Origin of the sequence: Streptomyces sp. YIM 121038 (assembly GCF_006088715.1) — a bacterium.
GTDB lineage: Bacteria > Actinomycetota > Actinomycetes > Streptomycetales > Streptomycetaceae > Streptomyces.
Genome location: NZ_CP030771.1, coordinates 536,326 through 558,193, shown reverse-complemented (window position 1 = coordinate 558,193; position 21,868 = coordinate 536,326). Strand labels below are relative to the sequence as shown.

The window sequence follows — 21,868 nt, the reverse complement described above, 5'->3', positions numbered from 1 at the left end:
GGTCAGGCACCGACGTACGCCGCCAGGTGCTCACCGGTGAGCGTGGAGCGGGCGGCGACGAGATCGGCGGGCGTGCCCTCGAAGACGACCCGGCCGCCGTCGTGCCCGGCGCCGGGGCCCAGGTCGATGATCCAGTCGGCGTGCGCCATGACCGCCTGGTGGTGCTCGACGACGATGACGGTCCTGCCGGAGTCGACGAGCCGGTCGAGGAGGCCGAGCAACTGCTGGACGTCGGCGAGGTGCAGGCCAGCGGTCGGCTCGTCGAGCACGCAGATCACGCCGTCGCCGCCCTTGTCGGCCAGGTGCGCGGCCAGCTTGAGCCGCTGCCGCTCGCCGCCCGAGAGCGTGGTCAGCGGCTGGCCGAGGCTGATGTAGCCGAGCCCGACGTCGAGGAGCCGCTGAAGGACCTTGTGCGCGGCCGGAGTACGGGCCTCACCGGCGCCGAAGAACTCCTCGGCCTCGGTCACCGACATCGCGAGCACCTCGCTGATGTCGCGGCCGCCGAAGCGGTACTCCAGGACCGAGGCGTCGAACCGCCTGCCCTCGCACTCCTCGCAGGTCGTGGAGACACCGGCCATCATCGCCAGGTCGGTGTAGATCACTCCGGCGCCGTTGCAGTGCGGGCAGGCGCCCTCGGAGTTGGCGCTGAAGAGCGCCGGCTTCACGCCGTTGGCCTTGGCGAACGCCTTGCGGATCGGGTCGAGAAGGCCGGTGTACGTCGCCGGGTTGCTGCGCCGCGAGCCCCGGATCGGGCTCTGGTCGACCGACACCACGCCCGCACCCGCGGGGATCGATCCGTGCACCAGCGAGCTCTTGCCGGACCCGGCGACGCCCGTGACGACGGTGAGCACTCCGAGCGGGATGTCGACGTCGACGTCCTGGAGGTTGTGCGCGTTCGCGCCGCGGATCTCCAGCGCCCCGGTGGCCTCGCGCACCGTCTTCTTGACGGCGGCCCGGTCGTCGAGATGGCGCCCGGTGACGGTGCCGCCGGCGCGCAGGCCGTCGACGGTGCCCTCGAAGCAGACGGTGCCGCCCTCCGCGCCGGCGCCCGGGCCGAGGTCGACGACGTGGTCGGCGATCGCGATGGTCTCCGGCTTGTGCTCGACGACGAGCACCGTGTTGCCCTTGTCCCGCAGCCGCAGGAGCAGCTGGTTCATCCGCTCGATGTCGTGCGGGTGCAGACCGATGGTGGGCTCGTCGAAGACGTACGTGGTGTCGGTGAGCGAGGAGCCGAGGTGGCGGATCATCTTGACGCGCTGCGCCTCGCCGCCCGAGAGCGTGCCCGAGGGCCGGTCGAGCGCCAAGTAGCCGAGACCGATCTCCACGAACGAGTCCAGGGACTGCCGGAGCGCCGTCAGCAGCGGCGCCACGGACGGCTCGTCGAGGCCGCGGACCCAGGTGGCCAGGTCGCGGATCTCCATCGCACACGCGTCGGCGATGGAGATCTCCTTGATCTTCGACGACCTCGCGCCCTCGCTCAGCCGGGTGCCCGCGCACTCCGGGCAGGTGGTGAAGGCGACCGCCCGCTCCACGAAGGCGCGGATGTGGGGCTGCATCGACTCCTTGTCCTTGGCCAGGAACGACTTCTGGATCTTCGGGATCAGCCCCTCGTACGTGAGGTTGACGCCGTTGACCTTGACCTTCGTCGGCTCGCCGTAGAGGAAGTCCCGCATCTCCTTCTTGGTGAACCTGCGGATCGGCTTGTCCGGGTCCAGGAAGCCCGACTGGGCGTAGAGCCCCACGGTCCACACGTTGTCCGACTTCCAGCCGGGGATGGTGAACGCGCCCTCGGCGATCGACTTGGAGTCGTCGTAGAGCTGGGTGAGGTCGATGTCGGAGACGGAGCCGCGGCCCTCGCAGCGCGTGCACATGCCGCCGGTGCGGTTGTAGGTCGCCTTGACCGCCTTCTTGTTGCCGATGGCGATCGCGCCGCTGCTGCGGATCGACGCGGTGTTGAAGGAGTACGCGCTGGGCGGGCCGATGTGGGGCTCACCCAGTCTGCTGAAGAGGATCCGCAGCATCGCGTGGGCGTCGGTGACCGTGCCGACCGTGGAGCGCGGGTCGGAGCCCATCCGCTGCTGGTCGACGATGATCGCGGTGGTCAGGCCGTCGAGCACGTCGACCTCGGGCCGGGCCAGGGCCGGCATGAAGCCCTGCACGAAGGCGCTGTAGGTCTCGTTGATCATCCGCTGCGACTCGGCGGCGATCGTGTCGAACACCAGCGAGCTCTTGCCGGAGCCGGAGACCCCGGTGAACACCGTGAGCCGCCGCTTCGGCAGCTCGACGCTGACGTCCTTGAGGTTGTTCTCGCGCGCCCCGTGCACGCGGATCAGGTCGTGGCTGTCGGCGACGTGCGGTGCGGGCGACTGCGCGTGCGTCCCGGTGGCCTTGCTCATCGTGTCTCCCTGTGTGTGCGGGCCGCCCGCGCGGCCTCCGCCGGTGTCGCCCGGCCTGATCCGATCGGCGGAGCCCTCCGCGGCACTGGGCCGGGACCCTATCGCAGGGGGCTTCGACGAGGTCCTGCTTACTGCTTGCGGGGTTGGTTGAAGCGGACCATGTTGCCCGCCGGGTCGCGGAAGGCGCAGTCGCGCACGCCGTAGGGCTGGTCCATGGGTTCCTGGAGCACCTCGGCGCCCGATGCCCGCACGCGCTCGAAGGCAGCGTCGACGTCGTCCGCCGTGAAGATCACGCCGCGCAGCAGGCCCTTGGCGAGCAGTTCCGCCATCGCCCGCCGGTCGGCCGGAGCGGCGTTGGGGTCGGCGAGCGGCGGCTCCAGGACGATCTCCACGTCCTGCGCGGGCGACCCGACGGTCACCCAGCGCATCCCCTCGAAGGCGACGTCGTTGCGGACCTCCAGACCGAGGACGTCGCGGTAGAAGGCGAGCGCCCGGTCGTGGTCGTCGACGGCGATGAAGCACTGCGAGAGCTTGATGTCCATGCCTCGACGCTACGAGGCGCCGGCCGAATCCGCTTCTCCGATCGTGACCGGTTTCCCGGCGGCCCGCGAGGAGCCGTTCCCGTCCGCTCCCCGGCCGTCGGTCCGCTCCCCGGACCGCTCCGGCGCCAGGGCCGGTTCTCCCTTCCTGACCGGCCGCGTGTGGATCTTGGCGACGCACGCCGGGATCCCGGCGCCCGCCCCGTGGTCCCGCGCCCGGTACGCACTCGGGGACTCGCCGACCAGCTCGGTGAAGCGCGAGCTGAACGACCCGAGCGACGTACAGCCGACCGCGAAGCACACCTCGGTGACGCTCATGTCGCCGCGCCGCAGCAGCGCCTTCGCCCGCTCGACGCGGCGGGTCATCAGGTAGTTGTACGGCGTCTCCCCATAGGCGGCACGGAAGCTGCGCGAGAAGTGGCCGGACGACATGAGGGCGACCTTCGCGAGCGCCGGGACGTCCAGCGGCCGCGCGTAGTCGCGGTCCATCACGTCCTTGGCGCGGCGCAGCCGCGCCAGGTCCTCCAGGTTCATGGCCACAGCATCGCACGCGCGGTCGATCCGCCGCCCTGACCTGCGACGCCCCGGGGCCGTGCGGGTTGTGCGCTGCCGTGCCAACTCCTGGGCGCGGGACGAAAAGCCGGGCGTCCCGGCCGGTCGTAGCTTCCTGGTGTGCCGAGCCGCGGACGCGGTCGGCGCCCTACCGAACCGCCTGTGAAAGGACCCCGCATGTTCGACGTCACCAAGGTGCAGGCCGCCCCGAGCTCCGACCTCCTCACGCCCGACAACGCGGTCATGCTCTTCGTGGACCACCAGCCGCAGATGTTCTTCGGCACCGGGAGCGGCGACCGCTCCTCGATCATCAACAGCACCGTGGGCCTGGCCAAGGCGGCCCGTGCGTTCGACGTGCCGGTCGTTCTGACCACGGTCGCCGCCGAGTCCTTCTCCGGGCCCCTGCTGCCGCAGCTCGCCGAGGTGTTCCCCGGGCACGACGTCGTCGACCGCACCTCCATGAACGCCTGGGAGGACGAGGCGCTCGTGGCCGCGGTCAAGGCGACCGGCCGCAAGAAGATCGTCCTGTCCGGCCTGTGGACCGAGGTCTGCCTGGTGCTGCCCGCGCTCTCCGCCCTGGAGCAGGGCTACGAGGTGTACGTCGTCTCCGACGCCTCCGGCGGCGTCAGCCCCGCCGCCCACGAGCACGCGCTGCAGCGGATGGTGGCCGCCGGAGCGGTCCCGGTCACCTGGGTCCAGGTCCTCCTGGAGCTCCAGCGCGACTGGGCGCGCCAGGACACCTACGGCGCGGTCATGGACATCGTCAAGGCCCACGCGGGCGCCTACGGCCTGGGCGTCGTGTACGCGCAGAGCATCCTCGGCGCGCACGCCGCGGGCTGACCGCCTTGGACACGGGCATTCTGCTCCTGCGCCTCCTGGCGGGCCTGCTCGTCGCGGGCCACGGGGTGCAGAAGATCAGCTCCCACCTCGGCGGCAAGGGCCTTGAGGGCGGCACGGAGGAGTTCCGTGCCGACGGCTTCCGCGGCGGCGTCCTCACCGCCCTCGCGGCGGGCGGCGGCCAGATCGGATCGGGTCTGCTGCTCGCCGCGGGCCTGCTGACCCCGCTCGCCGCGACCGGCGCCATCGGGGTCATGACGGTCGCCCTCACCGTGAAGTGGCACAACGGCCTCTGGGTGCAGAACGACGGATACGAGTACCCGCTCGTCCTCATCGGCACCGCCGCCGCGCTCGCCGCCACCGGGCCCGGCGACTACTCCCTCGACGCGGCCTTCGGCCTCACGCCGTACCCGCTGTGGTGGGCGGCCCTCGCGCTCGCGGCCGGTCTCGGCAGCGGGCTGCTCACCCGGCTCGTCCTGCACCGCCCGGCCCCGGCCCCGGCGACGCCGAAGGCCGCCGCCCGCGCCGAGGGCTGAGCACACCCCGCAGACCGGGCCCGGCCGCTCCGCGACCCCCGACCGGACGGCCGGGCCCTTCCTCCTCCCCGACCAGGAGCACTCGATCCTTCCCGACCAGGAGCACTCGATGGACACCGCGACCACCCCGTCCCCGCACGGCGGCGGCCAGCCGCTGCTGCACCAGAAGGGCGCCGAGACCCAGGCCTTCGGCACGCTCAAGCAGCTGCCGATCGGCCTCGGCCACGACACCCGCGGGTACGCCTGCCAGCGCCTGAACCGCGTACTCGCCGACACCCAGATCCTCTACTCCCTCTACAAGAAGCACCATTGGCTGATGCGCGGCGCGACCTTCTACTCGCTGCACCTCATGCTCGACCGGCACGCCGCGGCCCAACTGGCCCTCGTGGACGAGCTGGCCGAGCGGATCCAGAGCCTCGGCGGCGTCGCGGTCGGGGACCCGCGCCACGTCGCGGAGCTGACCACGATCCCCCGGCCGCCGAACGGCGTGGAGAAGGTCCCCGTCATGCTGTCGCGGCTCCTCGACGCGCACGAGCGGATCCTCATCGACGCGCGGGACGCCGCCGCCCGGCTCTCCGCCGAGGGCGACGAGGGCGGCGCGGACCTGCTCGTCTCCGGCGTCATCCGCACCGGCGAGGCCCAGGTGTGGTTCCTGGCCGAACACCTCGTCGACACGCCGCTGGTGCGCGGCTGATGGAGGACGCGTACGCCGTGGAGGACACGTACGACGTCGTCGTGGTCGGCGGCGGCCCCGGCGGCGAGGTCGTCGCCGACCGGGCGGTCCGGGCGGGACTGAGCGCCGCCGTCGTCGAGTCCGGGGCGGTCGGCGGTGAGTGCTCCTACCGCGCGTGCGTGCCGAGCAAGGCCCTGCTGCGGCCCGGCGCCGCCCGGGCGGCCGCGCGGTCGGTCGACGGGGCCCGGCAGGCGGTCACCGGGGCGCTCGACCCGGCACGCGTCCTGGCCCGCCGGGACCGTTTCACCGCCCGCGGCGACGACTCGGGCCAGGCCGACTGGCTGGCCGGCGCGGGCATCCCCCTCGTCCGCGGGCACGGACGGCTCGCCGGGGAGCGCCGGGTGGAGGTGACCGGCGCCGACGGCGCGGTCCGCACCCTGCGGGCCCGGCGCGCGGTCGTGCTCAGCCCCGGCACGGATCCCGCCCTGCCGCCCGTCGAAGGCCTCGACCGGATCGGCGTGTGGACCAACCGGCAGGCCACGACGTCCGACGCGGTCCCCGAGCGGCTCGTCGTCATCGGCGGCGGAGTGGTGGCCTGCGAACTGGCCACCGCCTGGCGCTCCCTCGGCTCCGCCGTGACCCTGCTCGTCCGTGGCCGGTCCCTGCTGGGCGACTGGGAGCCGTGCGCGGGCGAAGAGGTCGCCCGGGGCCTGACCGCCCTGGGTGTGACGCTGCGCTTCGAGGCCGTGGCCACCCGGGTCACCCGCGACGCGGCCACCCGCGCCGTGACGGTCGAGACCGACGACGGCGCCGCCCTGGTCTGCGACGAGGTCCTGGTTGCCGTCGGCCGACGCCCGCGCACCGAGGACCTCGGCCTGCACACCGTCGGCCTCACGGCCGGTGACTGGCTCCCGGTCGACGACACCTGCCGGGTCACCGCCGTCGACGGGGACTGGCTCTACGCCGTCGGCGACGTCAACCACCGTGCGCCGCTGACCCACATGGCCAAGTACCAGGCCCGCGTCTGCGCCGCGGCGATCGCCGAACGGGCCGCGGGCCGCCCCGCCGACACCGGGGCCTGGCAGGCCTGGGACGCGCGGGCGGGCCACGCCGCCGTCCCGCAGGCCGTCTTCACCCGCCCCGAGGTCGCGAGCGTCGGCCTCACGGAACGCGCGGCCCGCGCCGCGGGCCTGGCGATCCGCGCGGTGGAGTACCGCGTCGGCGACGTCGCGGGCGCCGCGCTGTACGCCGACGACCACCGCGGCCGCGCCAAGCTCGTCGTCGACGAGGGCCGGGGAGTCGTCGTCGGCTGCACCCTCACCGGGCCGCTGGCGACCGAACTCATCCACACCGCCACCGTCGCCGTCGTCGCGGAAGTCCCCCTGGAGCGGCTGCGCCACGCCGTCCCCGCCTTCCCGACCGTGAGCGAGGTCTGGCTGCGACTGCTTGAGACGTACGGCCTCTGAGGCGCCCCCCCCGGGAGCGCGCCGCGCGGCCGCACCCCACCCCGCACATCCGCAAAGGAGAACCCCCGATGCCGAACCTGCCGACCCCCGAACCCGCCGCCCCGCACCAGGAACACGCGCGGGCCGACCTCCTCGTGCGCAACGCGAAGGTGTACACCGGCGACCCCGGACGCCCCGAGGCCCGCGCGGTCGCGATCCGCGACGGACGGATCGCGGCCCTCGGCGACGACCACGACCTCGCCCCCCTCGTCGGGCCGGGCACCAAGGTCGTCGACGCCCTCGGCCGCAGGGTGATCCCCGGCCTGAACGACTCGCACCTGCACGTCATCAGGGGCGGCCTGAACTACGTCCTGGAACTGCGCTGGGACGGCGTGCGCAGCCTCCGCCACGCCCTCGCCATGCTGCGCGAGCAGGCCGGCCGCACTCCCAAGGGGCAGTGGATCCGGGTCGTCGGCGGCTGGACCGCCGAACAGTTCGCCGAGCGCAGGATGCCGACCGTCGCCGAGCTGAACGCCGCCGCTCCCGACACACCGGTGTTCGTCCTGCACCTCTACCAGTCGGCGCTGCTGAACCGGGCCGCCGTACAGGCCGCCGGATTCACCCGCACGACCCCCGACCCGCAGGGCGGACAGATCGTCAGGGGCCGCGACGGCGAGCCCAACGGCGTCCTCCTCGCCGCGCCGAGCGCCCTCATCCTCTACTCGACCCTGGCCAAGGCGCCCGCCCTCGACGAGGCCGACCGGAAGACCTCGACGCGGCACTTCCTGCGCGAGCTGAACCGCTTCGGACTCACCTCCGCGGTCGACGCCGCGGGCGGCTTCCAGAACTTCCCCGACAACTACGCCACGGTCATGGACCTCGCCGCGTCGGGTGAGCTGTCCCTGCGGATCGCCTACCACCTGTTCCCGCAGACGGCCGGCCAGGAACTCGCCGACCTCAAGCGCTGGACCGAGACGGTCAAGCCCGGCGACGGGGACGAGTGGCTGCGCCTCAACGGCGCGGGCGAGAACCTGACCTGGGCCGCCGCCGACTTCGAGAACTTCACCGAACCCCGTCCCGCACTCGCCGAGGGATACGAGGCCGAGTTCGAGCACGCGGTCCGGCTCCTGATGGAGAACGGCTGGGGCTTCAGGCTGCACGCCACGTACGACGAGACGATCCGCCGTGACCTCGCGGTCTTCGAGAAGCTCGCCGCCGAGGGCCTCTTCCCCGGCGACAACCGCTGGCTCTTCGACCACGCGGAGACCGTCTCGGCCGACAGCCTGGACCGGATCGCGGCCCTCGGCGGCGCCCTGTCCGTGCAGAACCGCATGTCCTTCCAGGGCACCGCCTTCCGCGAGCGCTACGGCGCCGCGGCCGCGGCCCACACCCCGCCCGTCCGGGCCATGCTCGACCGGGGCCTGACCGTCGCCGCGGGCACGGACGCCACCCGCGTCTCCTCGTACAACCCGTGGGTGGCGCTCCACTGGCTGGTGACCGGGCGCACCGTCGGCGGCACCGCCCTCTACCCGGCCGGGAACCTGGTCGACCGGGAGACCGCGCTCGGCCTCTACACCCGCGGTGGCGCGCGCCTCACCGGTGAGCAGGACGTCAAGGGGATCCTGCGAGAGGGCTACTACGGCGACCTGGCGATCCTGTCCGACGACTACCTCACCGTGCCCGACGCCGTCATCCCCGACATCGAGGCCGTGCTCACCGTCGTCGGCGGCCGCGTGGTCTACGCGACCGCGGAGTACGACGGACTCGACGAGGCCGTCCCGCCGGTCAGCCCCGAGTGGAGCCCCGTGGCCCGCTTCGGCGGCTACCAGGCCGGTGCCCGGCAGGCGGCGCTCGTCGCCGAGGCCGCCGCCGACTCCGAGGAGCACCGCCGGTGGCGGGTGGCCCGCGGCTCCGCCCCCGACGCGCCGCCGTCGTTCCTCGACCCCTGCTTCGAGCACTGAACGAGAGATCGCCACCATGAGTACCGCTTCCTCCACCCCCGCCGACGAGACCGCCGACGAGACCGCCGACGGGACCGCCGACGGGCCGGAACGCCCGCCGAACGCTCCGCCGGGGCGCCGCTTCGAGCCGGACCTCCGGCCGATGACCCGGATCAATCTGCGCCCCATCGCCTCACCCATGCCGCTGGGCTTCTTCACGGTGGCGATCGCCTCGGTGATGACCGGATGCCTCCAGCTCGGCGTGTTCACGCCCGAGGCCCGGGGCGCCGTCGCCCTGTGCGTCCTGCCCGCCTTCGCGCTGCAGTTCCTGGTGAGCGTGCTGTCCTTCGGGGCCCGTGACGTGATCGCGGCGACGCTGATGGGCACGTTCGCGGGCAGCTGGCTGGCGTACGCCCTGGTCATGTTCAGCGGCGCGGCCGAGGGCCTGCGGGTCCTCGGCGTGTTCAACCTGGCGTTCCTCTGCTTCGGGGCGCTGATGACCGCCGTGACGCCGCCCAAGCGCGCGATGTGGCTGGTCCTGGTGGCGTCCCTGCCCCGCTGGGCGGCCACCGGCCTGTCGGGCCTGACCGGCGCCGAGTGGCTCACGCGCACCTCCGGCGCCCTCGGCCTCCTGGTGGCGCTCGTCGCGATGTACGCGGCCTTCGCCCTGATGCTGGAGGACATGCGCGGCGAGGAGGTCCTGCCCATCGGCCGCAGCGGCCCCGCCCGCGCCGCCGTGACCGGCGACCTCACCGTCCAGCTCCGCAACCTCGAACGCCACGCGGGCGTGCGGCGCACCCTCTGAACGCGCCCACCGCGCCCCACGCAGCCCACCCACGCACCGAGGAGGAAGCCATCCGGTCCACCGCCCGCTGACCTGCGCCTCTGCCGTGGACCCGCGTGCCGACCCCACCTCCGTATGGGGTCGGCACCTCCGCGTGGACCCCGCGGGTCGAACGATTGGTCGATGACGTCCGTGCGCTGATAACTTCTGCTCGCCCCCAGGAACGCTCGGGGTGCGATCGGAGGAAGCACACCCATGAGGTTCGGCGCGAGGCTCGCGCTCGCCGTCATCGTCCTCGTAGCCACGGTCACCGCCTGCGGTGCCCCGCAGGGCGGTTCCCGGCCTCGCGGGGCCGGGGACTGTGCGTCCTACGCGCGGTACGGCACCCACCCCGGCACCGAGGTCTCCGTCTACGCGTCGAACCAGGACCGGGAAGCGGACCTGTTCGAAGCGGCCTGGGCGGACTTCGCGGCCTGCACGGGCATCGACGTCCAGTTCGAGGGCGACGGCGAGTTCGAGGCCCAGATCCAGGTCAGGGTCGACGGCGGGAACGCCCCCGACGTGGCGTTCTTCCCGCAGCCCGGCCTGCTGGAGCGCTTCGCCCGCGCCGGGGACCTCAAGCCCGCGAGCCCCGAGGTCGCCTCCCTGGCGAAGCAGGGCTGGTCGAAGGACTGGAACGGCTACGCGACCGTGAACGGCACCCTCTACGGCACGCCGTTGGTCGCGAACGTGAAGTCGTACGTCTGGTACTCGCCGCGGTTCTTCCGGGACCGGGGACTGAGCGTGCCGCGCACCTGGAAAGAGCTGATGGACGTGACCGAGAAGGTCGCGGCGACGGGCGTCAAACCCTGGTGCGCGGGCGTCGAGTCCGGCGAGTCGACCGGCTGGCCCCTGACGGACTGGATCGAGGACGTCCTGCTGCGCCAGAGCGGGCCCGACGTCTTCGACCGCTGGGTCACCCACAGGATCCCGTTCAACGACCCGCGCGTGATCAAGGCCATGGACACCGTGGGATCCCTCCTCAAGAACGACCGGTACGCCAACGGCGGCTACGGCCCGGCCCGCTCGATGGCCTCGATCGCCTACCAGGAGGGCGGCACGCCGATCGTCTCCGGCGACTGCGCGATGCACCGCCAGGCCTCGTTCTACGCCGAGCACTGGCCGAAGGGCACCGAGATCGGCCCGGACAAGGACGTGTTCGCCTTCCTCCTGCCGGCCCGGGACCGGGCGAGCCGGCCGGTCCTGGGCGGCGGCATGTTCGCCGCCGCCTTCTCCGACCGGCCCGAGGTCCGGGCCTTCCAGGAGTACCTGGCGACGGCGGACTTCGCGAACGCGCGGATGAAGAGGGGCCCGTTCGTCTCGGCCAACAAGGGCGTGGACCTCGCCAACGCCGCCAACCCGGTCGACAGGCTCTCGATCCAGCTCCTCCAGAACCCCAGGACGCAGTTCCGGTTCGACGGTTCGGACCTGATGCCCGCCTCGGTGGGCGCGGGGACGTTCTGGAAGGAAGCCGTCGACTGGATCGGCGGCAAGGACACCGAGCCCTTCGCCGACGCCGTCGAACGGTCCTGGCCGAGCCCCTGATGACGTTCGATCTCCTCGCTCAGCAGCCCAAGCTCCTGTACCTCCTGCAAGGCCTCGTCGCGTTCGCGGCGGTGGTCGCCCTCCTCCTCGTGCTGCTGCACCGGGGGCCCGTACGGAGGCGCGGCGCGGCCTTCCTGCTGCTGGCTCCCGCCCTGCTGCTGCTCACCGTCGGCCTCCTCGTGCCCGGCCTGCGCACCTTGCTGCTCTCGTTCAAGGACGACGCGGGGGAACAGTGGGTCGGACTCGACAACTACGTGTGGCTGGTCACCGACCCCGGGGCGCTGACCGTGCTGCGCAACACCCTGACCTGGGTGGTGCTCGTGCCCCTCCTGGTGACCACCACCGGCCTGCTGTACGCGGCGGCCGTCGTACGGTCGCGGTACCGGGCGCTCGCCCTGACCCTCGTGCTGCTGCCGATGGCGCTCTCGTTCGTCGGCGCGGGCCTCGTCTGGAAGTTCGTCTACGCCTACCGGCCCGCGGAGGCGGACCAGATCGGGCTGCTCAACCAGCTCGTCGTGGCGTTCGGCGGCGAGCCGCGGCAGTGGCTCGTGGAATCCCCCTGGAACGTGCTGTTCCTCGTCGTGGCGATGGTGTGGGCCCAGACCGGCTTCGCGGCCGTGCTGCTCGCGGGCGCGATCAGGGCGGTCCCCGACGACGTGGTCGAAGCCGCCCGCCTCGACGGCGCGTCGCCCCGGCAGGTCTTCTGGCGCGTCACCGTGCCGCTGATCAGACCCACACTGCTCGTCGTGGCCCTCGCCGAGGCGATCGGCACCTTCAAGGCCTTCGACATCGTCAGAACCATGACCGGCGGCCAGTTCGACACCGGTGTCATCGCCCACGAGATGTACGCCCAGTCCTTCCGCTACGGCCGGACAGGCCGCGGCGCGGCCCTCGCCGTGCTCCTCTTCGCCCTGGTCACCCCGGTCGTCGCCTACAAGGTGCGGGCCCAGCGGGGCGCGCGGTGAACGGCGTACGGGAGCGGCTCTCCTCCCGTGCCTTCTCGCTGGCCGCCCTGGTGCTCGCGGTCCTGTGGACGACACCGACCCTCGGCCTGTTCCTCTCCTCCGTGCGCCCCGAGGACGAGATCAAGACGACGGGCTGGTGGACCCTGTTCGGCGCGCCGCACGTCACCCTCGACAACTACCGCGAGGTGCTGCTCGGCAGCGGCAACGCCTCGGGACGGCTCGCCGACCACCTGGTCAACTCCTTCGTCATCGCCCTGCCCTCGGTCCTCTTCCCACTGGTCCTGGCGTTCTTCGCCGCGTACGCGCTGGCGTGGACCGACTTCAGGGGGCGGGACGCGCTCGTCGTCGGCGTCTTCGCGCTCCAGGTCGTACCGCTCCAGATGGCGCTGGTCCCCCTGCTGAAGCTGTTCTCCCAGGGATGGCTGTTCCTGCCCGCCTGGGACGCCACGGGACCGGCCGGGTTCAGCCACGTCTGGTTCGCCCACACCGCCTTCGCGCTGCCCTTCGCGGTGTTCCTGCTGCACAACTTCCTGGCCGGGCTGCCGCGCGAGCTGATCGAGGCCGCGCGGGTCGACGGCGCCTCGCACGCGACGCTGCTGCTCCGCGTCGTCCTGCCGCTGGCCCGGCCCGCCCTGCTCACCTACGCGATCATCCAGTTCATCTGGGTGTGGAACGACCTCCTGGTGGCGCTCACCCTGGCGGGCGGCACGGCCGAGACCGCGCCGGTGACGGTCCGCCTCGCGACGCTGGCCGGGACGCGGGGCGACGAGTGGCAGCGCCTCACGGCGGGAGCCTTCGTCTCGGCGTCCGTCCCGCTGCTGGTGTTCCTCGTCCTCCAGCGGTACGTCGCCCGGGGCCTGCTCGCGGGATCGGTCAAGGGATGACCGCGGCGGAGCCCGGGAGCCCGGGCCTGAGCAGGCCCGGGCTGCGCGGCAGGGAAGCCGAGCTGGCGCGGCTGCGCACCCTGGTCGAGGCCGTGCGGGACGGCGAGGGCGGGGCGATGGCGCTGCTCCTGGGGGAGCCGGGCATCGGCAAGACCGTCCTCCTGGAGGAGACCGTCGCGTTCGCACGGGCCCAGGGGTTCGTCGTCAGCCAGGGCCACGCCGAGGAGCTGCACGAGCTGGCCCCGCTCGCCTCCCTGGCCTCGGGCCTGCTGCACGGCGACCCGCCGCTGCTGTCAGCCGAGGACTTCGCACACCTCGCGGGCCACCACGACCAGCGCATCTGGCTCGTCGAAAGACTGGCCCAGCTGATCGAGGAGCGCTCGGCGGGCACGCCCACGCTCATCACGATCGACGACGTCCAGTGGGCCGACCCGCTGAGCCGGTTCGCCCTCAACGTCCTGCCGGCCCGGCTGTTCACCTCCCCGGTCCTGTGGCTGCTCGCGGGCCGCGAGGACCCGGACCTGCGCCGCGACGGGCCGTGCCTGACGACCGTGCCGCTGCGGCCGCTGACCGACGCGGCCCTCGCCGAGCTGGCCCGCGACGCGCTCGGCGACGACGTACCGCGGAAGGTCACCGAGCTGCTCGACGGATCGGGCGGCAACCCCTTCCTCGCCACCGAACTCCTGACGGGCATCGCGGCGTCGGGGACGCAGGGGCACGAGCCGCCGGAGCGCCTCGTGCTCGGCGTCCGCGGCAGACTGGCCGCGCTGCGCCCGGGCACCCTGGACCTCCTGCGGATCGGCTCGGTCCTCGGGCGCGCCTTCCGCCTCGGCGACGCCGCGGCCCTGTGCGGGCGGCCCGCGACCGCGCTCATCGCGGAGCTGGACGAGGCGATCGCCGCGGGGCTCGTCGACGACGACGGCGAACGCCTCGTCTTCCGCCACGACCTGCTCCGCCAGGCCGTGTACGCCGATCTCGCCCCCTCGGCCCGCCGGGCCCTGCACCGGGAGGCGGCACGGCGGCTCGTCGCGGTCGGCCGCACCCCCGTCGACGCGGTCCCGCACCTGCTGAAGAGCGCCGAACCCGGCGACCACGAGGCGGCCCGGCTGCTCGGCAGGGCCGCCACGGACGTCCTCTCCGTCATGCCGGACCTCGCCGCCGACCTGGCGCTGCGCGCCCTGGAACTGATCCCGCCCCACGAGCCCATGGCGTTCGTCGCGGGAGAGCGGGCCGTCACCGCGCTCACCCGCGCGGGCCGGTACACCCGCGCCCGGGAGACCGGCGACGCGCTGCTGGCCCGCAGGCCGCCCCTGGACGTCTTCGCCCGGCTGCAGTCCGTCCTCGGCGACACCCTGTGGCACCTCGACGACGTCCACGAGCTGACCCGCCGCACGACGGCGGGCCTCGCCGTCGTCACCGACCCGGCGATCTCCGCCCGGCTGACCGCGCGCCAGGCACTCGCGCGGTCCCGCGGGCGCGACCTCGACGCCGCGCGGAGCACGGGCGAGCGGGCCCTGGCCGAGGCCGAGCGGGCGGACGACCGGGAGGCCCGCGTCGCCGCGCTGTGGGGCCTCGGCGAGATCGCCCTCAACGCGGGCGAGTGCGCCGCCGCCGTCGCGCACCACACCGCCCTGAGCGCGTTCGACGCGGCCTTCCTGCCCGAGGAGGTCGTCGCGCGCGTCCACCTGGACGACTTCGTCATGGCCCGGCGGCTCCTCGGCACGGCGGGCGACGCGCCCCTGCGCCCCGCGATGCTGATGTGGGCCCAGGGAACCCTGCACCTGGGCCTCGGCCGCCTCGACGACGCCGAGGCCGACTTCGTCACCGCCGAACGCCTCGAGGCGGACCTCGGCGTGCCCGGCAACCTGGTCAACATCCGGGTCAACCGGGGCCGCCTCGCGCTGCTGCGCGGTGACCGCGACGCCGCGCGGCACCACCTCGAAGCGGTCAGGGCCGCCATGGCCGAGCGGCCGAACACGGGCAACCACGCGGCCCACCAGTACCTGGAGGCCGTCCTCGCCGACGCCGCGGGACACCACGCGGCCGCGGCCGAACACATCCGGTCCGCCCAGCGCGACCACCCCTTCGTCCGGTGGCGGATCCTGCGCACGCGCTGCGTCGACGCCGTGCGGATCGCCCTGCGCGCCGGGGACCGGGCCCTGGCCGACGACCTGGCGGCCCAGGCGGCCGCGCACGCCGCGCGCAACCCCGCCGTGCCCACCGCCCAGGGCATCGCCGCCCACACGGCCGGACTGGCCGGCGGCGACACCGCGCTCCTGGAGCGAGCCGTCCGCGTCCTCCTGACCGGGCCCCGCCCCCTGCACCTCGCGGCGGCCTCCGCCGACCTGGGGCGCGCCCTCCTGCCCACCGGCACCACCGCCGCGGTCCCCGCACTGACCAGGGCGTACGAGACGTTCGTAGAGACGGGGGCGGGGTTCGAGGCCGACCGGGTCCGGGCCGATCTGGACCGGGCCGTGACCCGCTCCGGCAGGCGCGCCGCGGCCCGGCCGCGGCCCAGCCAGGGCTGGGAGGCGCTCACCGCGTCGGAGCGCAAGGTCGCCCGTCTGATCGCCGCCGGGCACACCAACCGGTCGGCCGCCGCCGCCCTCTTCGTGTCCCCGCACACGGTCAACACCCATCTGGCCGCGGTCTTCCGCAAGCTCTCCGTCACCTCGCGGGTCCAGCTGACCCGGCGCGTACCGGTGGAGGCCGACGCCCCGACCGCCGACGGCTGATCCCGGCCAACTCTGCGCCCACGGGCAAGGCACGGTGCGTCCGGGGACAACGGGCGGCCCGGCTCCGGCCATAGCGTGACGGCATTCAGTGCCGCGCGACAGCGCGGACCCGCCGACACGAATTGAGGAAGCCACCCATGCCGTTCATCACCGTGGGCCAGGAGAACTCCACCGCCATCGACCTGTACTACGAGGACCACGGGACCGGACAGCCCGTCGTCCTCATCCACGGCTTCCCGCTCGACGGCCACTCCTGGGAGCGCCAGAGCGCGGCCCTGCTCGCCGCCGGACACCGTGTGATCACGTACGACCGCCGCGGCTTCGGCCGGTCGTCCCAGCCGACGACCGGCTACGACTACGACACCTTCGCCGCCGACCTGAACACCGTGATGGAGACCCTCGACCTGCGGGACGCCGTCCTGGTCGGCTTCTCCATGGGCACCGGCGAGGTCGCCCGCTACGTCTCCGCGTACGGCTCAGGACGCGTCGCCAAGGTCGCCTTCCTGGCCTCCCTGGAGCCCTGGCTCCTCAAGAGCGACGACAACCCGGAGGGGGCCGCGCCCAAGGAGTTCTTCGACGGCGTGGTCGCCGCCGTCAAGGCCGACCGCTACGCCTACTACACGGCCTTCTTCAACGACTTCTACAACCTCGACGAGAACCTGGGCAGCCGCATCAGCGAGGAAGCGGTCCGCAACAGCTGGAACACCGCGGCGGGCGGCGGCGCCTTCGCCGCGTCCGCCGCCCCGGCGACCTGGTACACCGACTTCCGCGCCGACCTCCCGGCCGTCGACGTGCCCGCCCTGATCCTGCACGGCACGGCCGACCGCATCCTGCCCGCGGAGAACACCGCGCGCCCCTTCCACCGGGCGCTGCCCGCCGCCGACTACGTCGAGATCGAGGGTGCCCCGCACGGCCTGCTGTGGACCCACGCGGAGGAGGTCAACACCGCGCTCCTCGCCTTCCTGGCGAAGTGACGCGCAGGGGGGGCCGCCGGGAATGTCCGGCGGCCCCCCGCCGCTTCCCCCAGTGCACGACCGCACGATCCAGACAGGTTCAGGAGAGCAGAGACCCCCATGCAGTTCGGCATCTTCACCGTCGGGGACGTGACCCCCGACCCCACCGACGGCCGTACTCCCTCGGAGCACGAGCGCATCAAGGCGATGATCGCCATCGCGCTCAAGGCCGAGGAGGTCGGCCTCGACGTCTTCGCGACCGGCGAGCACCACAACCCGCCGTTCGTCCCGTCGTCCCCGACCACCCTGCTCGGCTACGTGGCCGCCCGCACCGAGAAGCTGATCCTGTCCACGGCCACGACGCTGATCACCACCAACGACCCGGTGAAGATCGCGGAGGACTACGCGATGCTCCAGCACCTGGCCGACGGCCGGGTCGACCTCATGCTGGGGCGCGGCAACACCGGGCCGGTCTACCCGTGGTTCGGGCAGGACATCCGCCAGGGCATCAACCTGGCCAAGGAGAACTACGCGCTCCTTCGCCGGCTGTGGCGCGAGGACGTCGTGGACTGGGAGGGCACCTTCCGCACGCCCTTGCAGGCCTTCACCGCGACGCCCCGGCCCCTGGACGGCGTCGCGCCGTTCGTCTGGCACGGCTCCATCAGGTCCCCGGAGATCGCGGAGCAGGCCGCCTTCTACGGCGACGGCTTCTTCCACAACAACATCTTCTGGCCCGCCGACCACACCCGGCGCATGGTCCAGCTGTACCGACGCCGCTACGCCCACCACGGGCACGGCCGCCCCGAGGACGCGATCGTGGGCCTCGGCGGGCAGGTCTTCATGCGCAAGAACTCCCAGGACGCCGTGCGGGAGTTCCGCCCCTACTTCGACAACGCGCCCGTGTACGGGCACGGCCCGTCCCTGGAGGACTTCACGGAGCAGACCCCGCTGACGGTGGGCTCGCCCCAGCAGGTCATCGACCGCACCCTGTCCTTCCGCGAGACGGTCGGCGACTACCAGCGCCAGCTCTTCCTGATGGACCACGCGGGGCTGCCCCTGAAGACCGTCCTGGAACAGCTCGACCTCCTCGGCGAGGAGGTCGTGCCCGTCCTGCGCAAGGAGTTCGCGAACGGCCGCCCGGCCGACGTGCCGGACGCGCCGACGCACGCCGCGCGGGTCGAAGCGGCTCGGGCCGATGCCGGGCAGGCCGATGGAGTGAAGAACGTGGGTGCGCAGGGCGATGCCGCTCGGGGAGTGACCGCCTCGTGAAGCTGACCGCCGTTTCCGCGGGCCTGAGCACGCCCTCCTCCACCCGGCTGCTCGCGGACCGGCTCACCGAGTCGGCCCGCGAGGAGCTCACCGCCCGGGGCCAGACCGTATCCATCGAGGTCGTGGAGTTGCGGGAGCTGGCCGGTGCGATCGCCGACCACCTCGTGACGGGCTTTCCCCCGGCGCGCCTCGCCGCCGCGATCGACGCGGTCACGGGAGCCGACGGACTGATCGCCGTCACACCCGTGTTCACGGCGTCCTACAGCGGCCTCTTCAAGTCCTTCTTCGACGTGATCGACCCGGCCGCCCTCGCGGACAAACCGGTCCTGATCGCGGCGACGGGCGGCACCGCCCGCCACTCCCTGGTCCTCGACCACGCGATGCGCCCGCTCTTCGCCTATCTGCGGGCCACCGTCGTCCCCACCGCCGTGTACGCGGCGTCCGAGGACTGGGGGTCGGGCGGCGACGCCTACACCGAAGGGCTGCCCGCCCGCATCCGCAGGGCGGGCGGCGACCTCGCCGCGCTCATGGCCGCCCGCCCGGCCACGGCCGGGGCCGACGACGACGTCACCGCCCTCGAACAGCAAGTGGCCGACCTGCGCTTCGACTGAGGCCGGACGTCGTTCATACTGATCCGCCGTACCGTACGCGGATCACAGCCTCATCCCGTGCGGCCCTGCCCGCGGAACGAGCGTGAACCGGATTGACCACATGGCCCTTTCCCGAGGACGCCGACGACGGCGGTCCCCCGCTCCGCGGCAGGGCGGCGGAGCTGGCGTTCATCGAGGCGCGGCTCGACGCGCTGGCCCGCGGGGAAGGCGGGGTCGTCCTCGTCGAAGGCCCCGCGGGCAGCGGCAAGTCCAGGGTCCTCGGGGAGGCGTCGGCCTCGGCGCGGCGGCGCGGGACGCGGGTGTTCCAGGGGGGAGCGGACCCCGAGGAGCAGTTCGTGCCGCTCGGCCCGCTCCTCGACGGGCTGCTCACCGGGGCGGCACCGCTCTCGGACGCCGCCCGGCTCCGCGACCTCGCCACGGTGCCGGGACAGCGGTTCTGGCTGCTCCAGGAACTGGGGGACCGCCTGCGAGAGGCCGCTCGGACGGGCCCGCTCCTGATCGTCCTCGACGACCTCCAGTGGTGCGACGAACTGACGCTCCTCACCCTGCACACCCTCTCGGCCCGGCTCGCGCCGGACCCGATCCTGTGGCTGGTGGCCGTGTGCGGCGACAGCGTGCCGCCGCGCGTGCGCACCACCCTCGACCGGATCCACCGGGGCGGGGCCCGCGCAGTGGTCCTGGAGCCGCTGGACGAGCGGGCGGTCGCGCGGATCGTGGAGGACGTCCTGGGCGCGGCCCCCGGCCCTGACGTGCTGCGCGTCGCCCGCCGCGCCGAGGGCGTGCCGCTGCTCCTGAGGGAACTGCTCGACGTGCTGCGGGACGAGGAGGTGGTGACCATCGAGAACGGCACGGCCCGGCTCACGGCCGCACCCCTGCCCGCCCGGCCGCTGCCCTCGGTCGGGCGCCGCATCGGCCTGCTGTCCGACGCGGCCCGCGAACTCGTGGAGACCGCGGCCGCCGTGGGCCGTCCGGTGACCGTGAGCCTGCTGGCCGAACTGCTCGGCAGCACACCGGCGGCGCTGATCACCCCGCTGCGCGAAGCCCTCGACACCGAGTGGCTCGCCGAAAGCGGCGACCGCCTGGAGTTCCGCAACGACCTGGTCCGCGCGTCGGTGGCGGCCGGACTTCCCCTTCCCGTACGCCGGTCCCTGCGCGGCAGGGCGGCGCGGGCGCTGCCGGACAGCGAGGCAGCGGTGAGCACACACCCCGGGCCACCGGCCGCCGCCCCGGAGCCCGACGACCGGACCGGCGCCGACAGCAGGCCCGACGACCGGACCGGCGCCGACAGCAGGGCCGACGACCGGACCGGCGCCGACAGCAGGGCCGACGACCGGACCGGCGCAGACCGGACGGACGACTACCGGACCGAGGCCGACAGGACGGACGACGACCGGGCCAGCGCCGACAGCAGGGACAACGGCCGGGCCAGCGCCGACAGGACGGACGACGACCGGACCGAGGCCGAAAGGACGGACGTCGACCGGCTGCGCACCGCCGCGGCCGACATCGCGGCCACCGCACCCGGACCCGCCGCCGAACTCGCCCTCAGAGCACTGGAACTCACCGCGGCCGACGCCCCGGAACGCCCACGGGTGATCGCCGAGGCGATCCCGCTGCTCTGGCAGACCGGGCAGGCGGCCCGGGCACGCGAGCTGGGGACGTCGGCCCTGTCGACGGGGGGCCTCGGGCCGCGGGACGAGGCACGGATACGCCTCGGCCTGGCACGCCTGTCCACCCAGTACGACTTCTCCGAAGCTGTCCGGCAGGCCCGCGCGGGAGCGGCGCTGCCCGGTCTGCCGACGGACCTGCGGGCCCGGCTCCTCGCGCTGCTGTGCCTCGGCCACGCGCTGACGGGCGACAACGAGGCGGCCGAACAGGCCCTGCCCGAGGCGCGGGAGACCGCCGAAGCGGCCGGGGACCGCGCCGCCCGGGCCACGTTGACGGTCGTCGCCTCGGCCGTCCGGTTCCGCCGGATGGACTGGAGCGAGGCCCTCCGCCTGGCGGAGCCGGCCACTGCCCTGGGCGCGGCCGACTCCCTGTGGGTTCCGGAAGGGCTGTGGCAGAGCTTCGTACTGAACGCGGCAGGCCGCTCCGACCAGGCGCTCGCCGTCACCGACGCCGCGCTGCGGCAGGCACGGGAACAGGGCCGGACGGCCGCCACGCGCATGTGGCGGACGCACCGCGCGCGGATCCTCCTGGACACCGGGCGGCTGACGGACGCCCGGGCCGAGGCGGAAGCCGCATCGGCGACGCCCGACGACCCCGGCCCCGACCACCTCGCCGACGTCACGCGCCTCTACGTGCTGACCCGCGTCGCCGTCCACACGAACGACCAGCGGGCCGCACGGCGATACACGGCCGCCGCGCTGCGGATGCGCGCCGACGGCGCGCCCCTCGTCCGCCGAGCCGGCGCCTGGACACTGGCCTCGCTGGCCGACTTCGAAGGCCGCGCCGACGCTGCCGCAGCCGTACTCGCCGACGTGGTGAGCGCACTCGACGAGGAGCGGCCGTCCCAGGGCGGTCCGCTCGACCCCGCCGACGCCCCCGGCCTCGTCCGCGTCGCGCTGCGGGCGGGTGCGCACGACGCGGCCTTGCGGGCGGTCGGCGCGGCCGAACGCCGCGCCGCGCTCAACCCCGGCGTCACGCTCCTCGCCGCCACCGCCGCACACGCGCGGGGGCTGCTCGACAACGACCTCGACCACCTGGTGCGCGCGGTCCGTCTGTACGAGGACACCTCCCGGCCGCTGGCCCGCGCCTCCGCCCTGGAGGACACCGGGCGCAAGCTGGCGGCCACCCGCAGGGCGGAGGCGGTGCCGTATCTGGACGAGGCACTCGGCCTCTACGTGCGAGCGGGCGCCGAACGGGACGTGGCCCGGGTGCGCCGCCGCCTGCGGGCCGCGGGCGTCCGCCGCCGTCCCGCACCGGCCGGACACCTCGCGCGGTGGCCCGAACTGACCGCGTCCGAGCTCGGCGTGGCCCGGCTCGTGGCCCAGGGACTGACGAACCGACAGGTGGCCGAGCGGCTCTCCGTCTCGCCGCACACGGTGAGTTCGCATCTGCGCCGCGCCTTCACCAAGCTCGACCTCACCTCGCGCGCGGAGCTCACCCGCCTCGTGCGGACCCGCGACAGCGGAGAGTAACCCCTTCGTATCCCCTACCGGCGCC

At 73.7% G+C, this 21,868-nt stretch carries 17 protein-coding genes; 14 read left to right on the top strand and 3 right to left on the bottom strand.

Features of this window, described 5'->3' with window-relative positions:
- Positions 1–2: 2 nt before the first annotated feature.
- The 3 genes from C9F11_RS02360 to C9F11_RS02350 all read right to left on the bottom strand — a co-directional run bounded on the left by C9F11_RS02360 (position 3) and on the right by C9F11_RS02350 (position 3,469).
- Positions 3–2,396 carry an excinuclease ABC subunit UvrA gene (locus tag C9F11_RS02360; RefSeq protein WP_138957664.1) on the bottom strand — a complete coding sequence of 798 codons (2,394 nt, stop codon included), beginning with the start codon at positions 2,394–2,396 and terminating at the stop codon, positions 3–5.
- 128 nt (positions 2,397–2,524) lie between these two features.
- Entirely contained in the window at positions 2,525–2,938 is a 414-nt protein-coding gene (locus C9F11_RS02355) for a VOC family protein (protein ID WP_138957663.1), read from the bottom strand.
- A 9-nt stretch (positions 2,939–2,947) separates the two neighbouring features.
- Entirely contained in the window at positions 2,948–3,469 is a 522-nt protein-coding gene (locus tag C9F11_RS02350; protein WP_249401557.1) for a helix-turn-helix transcriptional regulator, read from the bottom strand.
- Between the two features lie 195 nt (positions 3,470–3,664).
- Between C9F11_RS02350 and C9F11_RS02345 the strand changes: the two genes are divergently transcribed.
- From C9F11_RS02345 to C9F11_RS02280, 14 genes are all read left to right on the top strand, one after another.
- Entirely contained in the window at positions 3,665–4,327 is a 663-nt protein-coding gene (locus C9F11_RS02345; RefSeq protein ID WP_138957662.1) for a hydrolase, read from the top strand.
- A gap of 5 nt (positions 4,328–4,332) precedes the next feature.
- On the top strand, positions 4,333–4,860 hold the full coding sequence (locus C9F11_RS02340) for a DoxX family membrane protein (protein ID WP_138957661.1): 528 nt from the start codon (positions 4,333–4,335) through the stop codon (positions 4,858–4,860).
- Positions 4,861–4,969: 109 nt separating this feature from the next.
- Positions 4,970–5,554 carry a DNA starvation/stationary phase protection protein gene (locus C9F11_RS02335; RefSeq protein ID WP_138957660.1) on the top strand — a complete coding sequence of 195 codons (585 nt, stop codon included), beginning with the start codon at positions 4,970–4,972 and terminating at the stop codon, positions 5,552–5,554.
- A complete protein-coding gene (locus C9F11_RS02330; protein WP_138957659.1) occupies positions 5,554–6,999 on the top strand; it encodes an NAD(P)/FAD-dependent oxidoreductase in 1,446 nt (481 codons plus the stop codon). The genes C9F11_RS02335 and C9F11_RS02330 overlap by 1 nt, the downstream gene beginning before the upstream one ends.
- 68 nt (positions 7,000–7,067) lie before the next feature.
- The gene (locus C9F11_RS02325) at positions 7,068–8,939 is read left to right on the top strand and encodes an amidohydrolase (protein WP_138957658.1); all 1,872 of its coding nucleotides are present in this window, start codon (positions 7,068–7,070) and stop codon (positions 8,937–8,939) included.
- A gap of 142 nt (positions 8,940–9,081) precedes the next feature.
- Positions 9,082–9,723: a GPR1/FUN34/YaaH family transporter gene (locus C9F11_RS02320; protein WP_249402128.1), complete on the top strand. Its 642-nt coding sequence runs from the start codon at positions 9,082–9,084 to the stop codon at positions 9,721–9,723.
- A 234-nt stretch (positions 9,724–9,957) separates the two neighbouring features.
- Positions 9,958–11,286 carry an ABC transporter substrate-binding protein gene (locus tag C9F11_RS02315; protein ID WP_138957656.1) on the top strand — a complete coding sequence of 443 codons (1,329 nt, stop codon included), beginning with the start codon at positions 9,958–9,960 and terminating at the stop codon, positions 11,284–11,286.
- Entirely contained in the window at positions 11,286–12,251 is a 966-nt protein-coding gene (locus C9F11_RS02310; protein ID WP_138957655.1) for a sugar ABC transporter permease, read from the top strand. The genes C9F11_RS02315 and C9F11_RS02310 overlap by 1 nt, the downstream gene beginning before the upstream one ends.
- Positions 12,248–13,135 carry a carbohydrate ABC transporter permease gene (locus C9F11_RS02305; protein ID WP_138957654.1) on the top strand — a complete coding sequence of 296 codons (888 nt, stop codon included), beginning with the start codon at positions 12,248–12,250 and terminating at the stop codon, positions 13,133–13,135. The genes C9F11_RS02310 and C9F11_RS02305 overlap by 4 nt, the downstream gene beginning before the upstream one ends.
- Complete coding sequence (locus C9F11_RS02300; RefSeq protein WP_138957653.1) at positions 13,132–15,870, top strand: LuxR family transcriptional regulator; 2,739 nt, start codon at positions 13,132–13,134, stop codon at positions 15,868–15,870. Before C9F11_RS02305 ends, C9F11_RS02300 begins: the two co-directional genes overlap by 4 nt.
- Before the next feature lie 137 nt (positions 15,871–16,007).
- On the top strand, positions 16,008–16,844 hold the full coding sequence (locus C9F11_RS02295; protein WP_138957652.1) for an alpha/beta hydrolase: 837 nt from the start codon (positions 16,008–16,010) through the stop codon (positions 16,842–16,844).
- 99 nt (positions 16,845–16,943) lie between these two features.
- A complete protein-coding gene (locus C9F11_RS02290; protein WP_138957651.1) occupies positions 16,944–18,092 on the top strand; it encodes an LLM class flavin-dependent oxidoreductase in 1,149 nt (382 codons plus the stop codon).
- Complete coding sequence (locus C9F11_RS02285; RefSeq protein ID WP_138957650.1) at positions 18,089–18,703, top strand: FMN reductase; 615 nt, start codon at positions 18,089–18,091, stop codon at positions 18,701–18,703. Before C9F11_RS02290 ends, C9F11_RS02285 begins: the two co-directional genes overlap by 4 nt.
- A 92-nt stretch (positions 18,704–18,795) precedes the next feature.
- Positions 18,796–21,843 (top strand): LuxR family transcriptional regulator, encoded by a 3,048-nt coding sequence (locus tag C9F11_RS02280; RefSeq protein ID WP_138957649.1) that lies wholly within the window; start codon positions 18,796–18,798, stop codon positions 21,841–21,843.
- The last annotated feature ends 25 nt before the right edge of the window (positions 21,844–21,868 follow it).